Source organism: Paenibacillus sp. MAEPY2 (assembly GCF_000499205.1).
In the GTDB taxonomy this organism is placed as follows: domain Bacteria; phylum Bacillota; class Bacilli; order Paenibacillales; family Paenibacillaceae; genus Paenibacillus; species Paenibacillus vandeheii.
The window spans coordinates 22,375-28,512 of the sequence record NZ_AWUK01000059.1; the positions used below are offsets into that span (position 1 = coordinate 22,375).

Sequence of the window (6,138 nt, forward strand, 5' to 3'; positions counted from 1 at the left end):
TTTGTTCTGTCCTCCTTTTCATAATCGTGAAAGCTTAGTAACGGCCACGACGACTGCGATTATTACTCAACATGGAGAATCCGAAGATAATTAACCCAATCGCGATGATCGGTCCGATCAGCCAGGCCAGTTTACCCAGCAATGAGAGGATACCGATGAAGAGAACAATCCATCCAAGCAGTACATTTCCTCGTTTAACTCCGTAGTATCCAAGTGCAATCATCAGGATCGGAATCAGATAACCCATTAAATGTCCCAGTAGAGGAGTTAACTTTCCGAAGAGGAGGAGTGCACCCAATGCAATCAGTACAATCGCCCAGCCATTTCCTTTATTCCATCTCATAATTGTTGTTCACCACCCTTTCGGTTCGTTAATTTTGGTATGTGTGTTTGTTTGTTCGTTTGTTCGTTTGTTCATTTGTTTCTTGTTTAACCTTATGTCCTTATTCTAGGGGAAACTGCGACTTTTCAAAACAGACCGTGGACGGTTTTTCATCCTAGACTCAGGTCGGGGATCGGGTTGGACCTTTGACTGTCCCTGGATCAGGCCATTGACCACTGTACCGAACAAATGCCTTAGATATCTCTTATTAGCTTCTTCGAACCCGTCTCACCCCGTATAAATATGACGTTTATACCTCTTATCTACGTTCTTCCTCGACTGACGTTTCCCATTACACCTTCCATAAAAGTCAAAGAAACCCGAAATACATTTTTGAACCTTATTCCTCATCTTAATTCCCCAAAGATATTTATTACTTTTTTATCCAAATAAACAAAATTTAGATTGTTCTATATGTAAGCGTTTACTAAAATAGGAAGTGTTACTAATCCAAAAGTCAGGAGTGGACCTGTGCGATCATTCAGCTATCTACATAAAATGATAGTCTTCGGAATTCTGTTAAGTACCCTGCCCATTCTGTTGACTGGAGTCACCGCTTTTATCTATTCTTCTAAACAAACGGAGCTGCATCGTGCTCAAGCCAATAAACAGCTGTTAATCCAAATGCAAACCAATGTGGAGCACAAACTTGCAACCGTAAGCTATATGCTCGATCAGGCCGTTCGGTCACCAGACACACTCCATTCTCTGTCCTCATCTTCGTCGGTACAAGGCACCGGTCCTTTGTTTGCCGAGAAGTTACAGACTGAATTCAAGAATATGAGGTCGTGGGAGCCTCTAATGGATATTACACTCGTAAATCAGACACAGGATTGGCTTATCGATCATGCTGGCCTTTACCTTAATACTGATTTTCCAATGGCTTTGCCTATGAAAGACTTGTTATCGAACACACTTACGTCCGGTTGGCAGCTAACACCTTCATCCGTGTTTAACAATAATGAACGCACAGTGCATTCAGGCTGCATCTACCATATTGCACTTGCCAGATCGATACCCAATGTAAATGCTTCTGATGCTGCCCTGATTGCGGGAATTCCTGCATGTACACTGCAAAAACCACTGGAAGAGGATTCACCAGACAACGCTGCCGCCGGACTCATCATTTTGAATCGTGAACAACGGATCATGGTCCATCCCGATCCCAAATATATAGGTCAGCCAGTGGCTGCAGCAGGAATAAAAGATAGCGAATCGGGAACCAATTTTAGTGAGCTGTTATCCATACGTGGATTTGCTGCCTCTTCAGGCCAACGGGAGGTACGTATTGCAGATACACATTACTCGCTGTTCTATACGCATTCTGCTCTAAAAGGGTGGACATATATTCTCATTTCGCCTACGAATATTCAAACTCACGAGTATGTTCGGATTGGGTTACACACCATATATATCAGTGCAGCCATGCTAGTGCTTTCAGTGCTGCTCTCATGGATTGGTTCAAAACAAATGCATATTCCGATTCGCAAACTTCTTATACAACTCGGTGACAAACGCTTGCCTAAAGATCGCCTTGAAATCAAGTCTGCACTTCATATGGATGAATTCGAGCAAATCAGAGCCGACGTTTCCCAGCTATCCGCATCCCAATCCCAGCTTGAAAACAAATTAAATCAATATAAGCTGCAGATCCGCACTCATTTTCTAATTAACCTGGTCTTGGGCAGAATTGCACCGTCCACTCTTCATGACATGCTCATAGACAATGGTTATGATTCACAGCTTCAGGAATGGCAACAAATAGCCGTCATCGCAGTCCAGCCCGATCTCGTGAATCATACCAGATATCATGCCAAGGATCGTGATCTGTTGCTGTTTGCCGTTCAGAATATACTGGAGGAGAGTATTCATGCGGAACAACAGTTACTTCCTGTGGTATACGAGCAGGCTGTAGTTACAATCATCGGTACCGCTGAACAAGATCATGTTCGTTTTTCACAGCATCTGTATACGTTAACAGAACAACTCCAACATCAGATCAGTGAGAGCCTTAGTCTTCAGGTAAGCATTGGCTTTAGTCAGCCCCACGCCTCCCTATTTCAGATACCGCAAGCTTATACGGAGGCCCTTGAAGCGCTCAAACATCGAATGAAGCTGGGGGCAGGCATCATCTTTCAATTTGAGACGATCGATAATCATACTTCGCATTGGGCGCTGCCTTATCCAGAATCACTGGAATATACGCTGATTCAAAGTATCCAAAACGCCGATGAAGCCCTGGCCCTCTCTCATCTCCATCAGTTGCTTGAAGTGCTGTTTGGCTTGGAATGCACACCGGAAGAATATGAGGTAGCCCTTACCCGATTGTTAACACATATTTTACAGATGATGCAGGAATCCGATATACGACTGGGGCAGATCTCCAAAGGACATGGGTCTATTTTCAATGAACTTCATGGTCTACAGTACGCAGCTGAGGTTGAGCAATGGTTTACAGAACATATCATCATACCGATCATTCTCATCTTGAAGGAAAGACAGTACGCCCAATATCAGCATATATCCGAGAAAATGATTGCCATGATTCAACAGGAATACGATAAAGATCTAACGTTGGAGGAATGTGCATCCAGACTTCACTACAATGCGAACTACCTAAGTAGTGTGTTCCGCAAGGAGACAGGCTGTGCATTCAGTGAGTATCTGACGAAGTACCGCTTCACTATGGCTAAAAAGTGGCTCGACGAAAGCGAGTTAACGGTCAAGGATATCGCCGCACGGCTTCGTTATAACAACCCGCAGAACTTTATCCGTTCTTTTCGAAAATGGGAAGGGATCACGCCCGGCCAATACCGGGAACGTAAGCAGAAGTCAAATGTATCCATGAAGCAGTAAGCAGCTATTTTGAGGATGAAGTCCGACGGTTCTATCAATTTCCATCTATTAAAAGATGTAACTCTATTATTTAACCCTAGAAAGTTGTTCTATATATGATCATACAAAAGGGAGCCTGTAAAACGGCTCCCTTGCAACTACTATTAAATGAAATAAATAAGAGTTACTTATACTGCTCAAATATTTTACTGGTCTTTGGTACGTACCACTTTCATATTCGGTTGCTCCAATTGAATCAGGATTTTACCGAACTTCCCTCCGCGTGAGAATGCAACCACTCCCTCCTTATACGTGTCTCTGATATATTGCTCAGCTAGGGCAAGTGAACCTTCATCCGTTGGCAATTCGTGCGTGCTTAGCCATTCCTGAAGCTTATCAACGACTTCTTCCACAGACATCTCAAAATAACTTGTTTCTTTAGTAATCAAGGTGGTGTAGGAATAGTCTTTCAGGTACAGCAGCTGTTGTATATAAACCATGTCCCCCTGACTGTAGGACGGATAGACACCCAGTACCTCTTTAAGCTCATCTACTAATGTGTCTTCTTTTGGTCCAGCCATTGTGCTGATATAAACGTACTTTCGAGCAGTTCTGATTGCTTGTTCAATTGTTTCCCAATCCGACATGGCCGGGCACATGGAAGCAAATGCGAAGTCATATTTCTTTTCCCAGCCCTTATCGTAAATCGATATTTCCTCAAACCGTTCTGACACAATATCTATACTGGATTGCAAGGAGGGGGGAATTGCTTCTTTCATTAATGAATTGAGCAGTTCTGATGGCTCTACAGCTGTAACGGTCGCTCCTTTGATTGAAAAAGGGATCGTGAAAATGCCTGACGCTGCTCCAATGTCTAATATCGATAAACCGTTAAAATCCACTCCCTGATTTTCAATCCAGCCTATGATGCGGTCGGTTCGCTGCTTTCCCTTTTCAGTAAACGACTGTTGATGATATTCTCTAGCCCATTGTTCAAATGCTTCTGTCGCATAAAACGCTGCGTTTTTCATATTGTATTTTGAAGTTGTGGACTGATTTCTCCACGCCTCTTCCCATACAGAAAGATCAAATAAAATATCAGAATGCGTAGATACCTGTTTTTCTTCGGACATGTTACTTCACTCCATTTCTTTGTATAAAATATAAAATTTCAAAAAGAATAATTTCTTTTTGGTTAAACATTTCTTTATGTGCATTTAAGGGAGCTTCAATATCCATAATTAAACGAAATCAATTAAAAGACTTTACATGTCTACAATATACTTATTAGTGGTATGCGTCAATACATAAACAAAAATACTTCCTTCTACAAACCATAATCCAAATAATATCTGCAAAATAAAAAAAGCTCATTAGATTTTGCATCTAATGAGCTTTTACTAGCTTGCTTGAATACCGGCGAGAGGACTCGAACCTCCACGGTTTCCCACTCGATTTTGAGTCGAGCGCGTCTGCCATTCCGCCACGCCGGCATATGATGTTTTTGTGAAAATATACTGGAGGCGCCACCCAGATTCGAACTGGGGATAAAGCTTTTGCAGAGCTGTGCCTTACCACTTGGCTATGGCGCCACATTTTGGAGCGGACGACGGGAATCGAACCCGCGACCCTCGCCTTGGCAAGGCGATGCTCTACCGCTGAGCCACGTCCGCATAATGGCTGGGGATATAGGATTTGAACCTATGCATGACGGAGTCAAAGTCCGTTGCCTTACCGCTTGGCTAATCCCCAAAAAACAAAAGGGCGATCGAGGGGAATTGAACCCCCGAATGCCGGATCCACAAACCGGTGCGTTAACCACTTCGCCACGATCGCCATAATACAAATTTGTTCTTAAAAGTTAATTGGCAGGGGCAGCAGGAATTGAACCCACACCAACGGTTTTGGAGACCGTTGTTCTACCTTTAAACTATGCCCCTAAAAACTGGTGGAGGATGATGGATTCGAACCACCGAACCCGTACGGGAGCAGATTTACAGTCTGATGCGTTTGGCCACTTCGCTAATCCTCCATAAGTGGTGCCGGCGAGAGGACTTGAACCCCCAACCTACTGATTACAAGTCAGTTGCTCTACCAGTTGAGCTACACCGGCGTATTAAGTTGTGATAAAAATGGTGGCTCGGGACGGAATCGAACCGCCGACACGAGGATTTTCAGTCCTCTGCTCTACCGACTGAGCTACCGAGCCTTAATAAAGTTTAATCTTGAAACGTTACACTTTATCTAGGGCGTTCGGTGCCATATAGCAGATTTAGTGAACAGCTTCCTCATGTAAAGATTAAAATGGCGGAACCGACGGGATTCGAACCCGCGATCTCCTGCGTGACAGGCAGGCATGTTAGGCCAACTACACCACGGTTCCAGATCACTTTCTTAGTAGAAAGTATAATTGCGGGGGCAGGATTTGAACCTGCGGCCTTCGGGTTATGAGCCCGACGAGCTACCGGGCTGCTCCACCCCGCGTCGTTATTTAGAAAACTATATGGTGGAGGCTGAGGGGTTCGAACCCCCGACCCTCTGCTTGTAAGGCAGATGCTCTCCCAGCTGAGCTAAGCCTCCGAACAACACATTTATGATCTTATCATAAAACTGCTGTGAAAATCAACTTCATTTTTGAAGTTAAATATGACCCGTAGGGGATTCGAACCCCTGTTACCTCCGTGAAAGGGAGGTGTCTTAACCCCTTGACCAACGGGCCTTACTATGGCGGAGAGAGAGGGATTCGAACCCTCGAGACGCTTGTGACGCCTACACGATTTCCAATCGTGCTCCTTCGGCCAGCTCGGACACCTCTCCATATGGCTCCCCGAACAGGGCTCGAACCTGTGACAACTCGATTAACAGTCGAGTGCTCTACCAACTGAGCTATCAGGGAATATGCTTCAGAGATTATTCTCTGA

General features: G+C 44.2%; 3 protein-coding genes and 15 tRNA genes. 1 reads left to right on the top strand and 17 read right to left on the bottom strand.

Translation table 11 applies throughout. The annotated features are described in order from the left end of the window. Positions 1-34: 34 nt before the first annotated feature. Positions 35-343 carry a LiaF transmembrane domain-containing protein gene (locus tag P364_RS0132450; RefSeq protein WP_024634156.1) on the bottom strand — a complete coding sequence of 103 codons (309 nt, stop codon included), beginning with the start codon at positions 341-343 and terminating at the stop codon, positions 35-37. A 510-nt stretch (positions 344-853) separates the two neighbouring features. On the opposite strand from P364_RS0132450, the gene P364_RS0132455 reads away from it, so the two are divergent. Then, positions 854-3,238, top strand: a complete 2,385-nt coding sequence (locus P364_RS0132455) for a helix-turn-helix domain-containing protein (protein ID WP_024634157.1) — start codon at positions 854-856, stop codon at positions 3,236-3,238. A gap of 185 nt (positions 3,239-3,423) precedes the next feature. Here the strand turns inward: P364_RS0132455 and P364_RS0132460 are convergent, their stop codons facing one another. From P364_RS0132460 to P364_RS0132535, 16 genes are all read right to left on the bottom strand, one after another. Continuing rightward, the gene (locus tag P364_RS0132460) at positions 3,424-4,350 is read right to left on the bottom strand and encodes a class I SAM-dependent methyltransferase (protein WP_024634158.1); all 927 of its coding nucleotides are present in this window, start codon (positions 4,348-4,350) and stop codon (positions 3,424-3,426) included. 281 nt (positions 4,351-4,631) lie between these two features. Next, positions 4,632-4,710: transfer RNA gene (locus P364_RS0132465), tRNA-Leu, on the bottom strand. Between the two features lie 25 nt (positions 4,711-4,735). After that, positions 4,736-4,809, bottom strand: a tRNA-Cys gene (locus tag P364_RS0132470). 6 nt (positions 4,810-4,815) lie between these two features. Continuing rightward, positions 4,816-4,890, bottom strand: a tRNA-Gly gene (locus tag P364_RS0132475). Between the two features lie 4 nt (positions 4,891-4,894). Further along, positions 4,895-4,969, bottom strand: a tRNA-Gln gene (locus P364_RS0132480). 11 nt (positions 4,970-4,980) lie between these two features. Continuing rightward, positions 4,981-5,053 (bottom strand) — tRNA-His (locus P364_RS0132485). Positions 5,054-5,083: 30 nt separating this feature from the next. Next, a tRNA-Trp gene (locus P364_RS0132490) sits at positions 5,084-5,157 on the bottom strand. Between the two features lie 6 nt (positions 5,158-5,163). Next, a tRNA-Tyr gene (locus tag P364_RS0132495) sits at positions 5,164-5,249 on the bottom strand. Between the two features lie 5 nt (positions 5,250-5,254). After that, positions 5,255-5,330: transfer RNA gene (locus P364_RS0132500), tRNA-Thr, on the bottom strand. Positions 5,331-5,350: 20 nt separating this feature from the next. Next, positions 5,351-5,426: transfer RNA gene (locus P364_RS0132505), tRNA-Phe, on the bottom strand. 96 nt (positions 5,427-5,522) lie between these two features. Beyond that, a tRNA-Asp gene (locus tag P364_RS0132510) sits at positions 5,523-5,600 on the bottom strand. Positions 5,601-5,627: 27 nt separating this feature from the next. Next, positions 5,628-5,701, bottom strand: a tRNA-Met gene (locus tag P364_RS0132515). 20 nt (positions 5,702-5,721) lie between these two features. Then, positions 5,722-5,797 (bottom strand) — tRNA-Val (locus P364_RS0132520). 67 nt (positions 5,798-5,864) lie between these two features. After that, positions 5,865-5,936, bottom strand: a tRNA-Glu gene (locus P364_RS0132525). Between the two features lie 6 nt (positions 5,937-5,942). Continuing rightward, a tRNA-Ser gene (locus tag P364_RS0132530) sits at positions 5,943-6,034 on the bottom strand. 3 nt (positions 6,035-6,037) lie between these two features. Continuing rightward, positions 6,038-6,113, bottom strand: a tRNA-Asn gene (locus tag P364_RS0132535). Between the last annotated feature and the right edge of the window lie 25 nt (positions 6,114-6,138).

Excerpts from the sequence above, each read along its gene's own strand:
- P364_RS0132450 (WP_024634156.1), bottom strand. The coding sequence starts at position 343 with ATGAGATGGAATAAAGGAAATGGCTGGGCGATTGTACTGATTGCATTG.
- P364_RS0132460 (WP_024634158.1), bottom strand. The coding sequence starts at position 4,350 with ATGTCCGAAGAAAAACAGGTATCTACGCATTCTGATATTTTATTTGAT.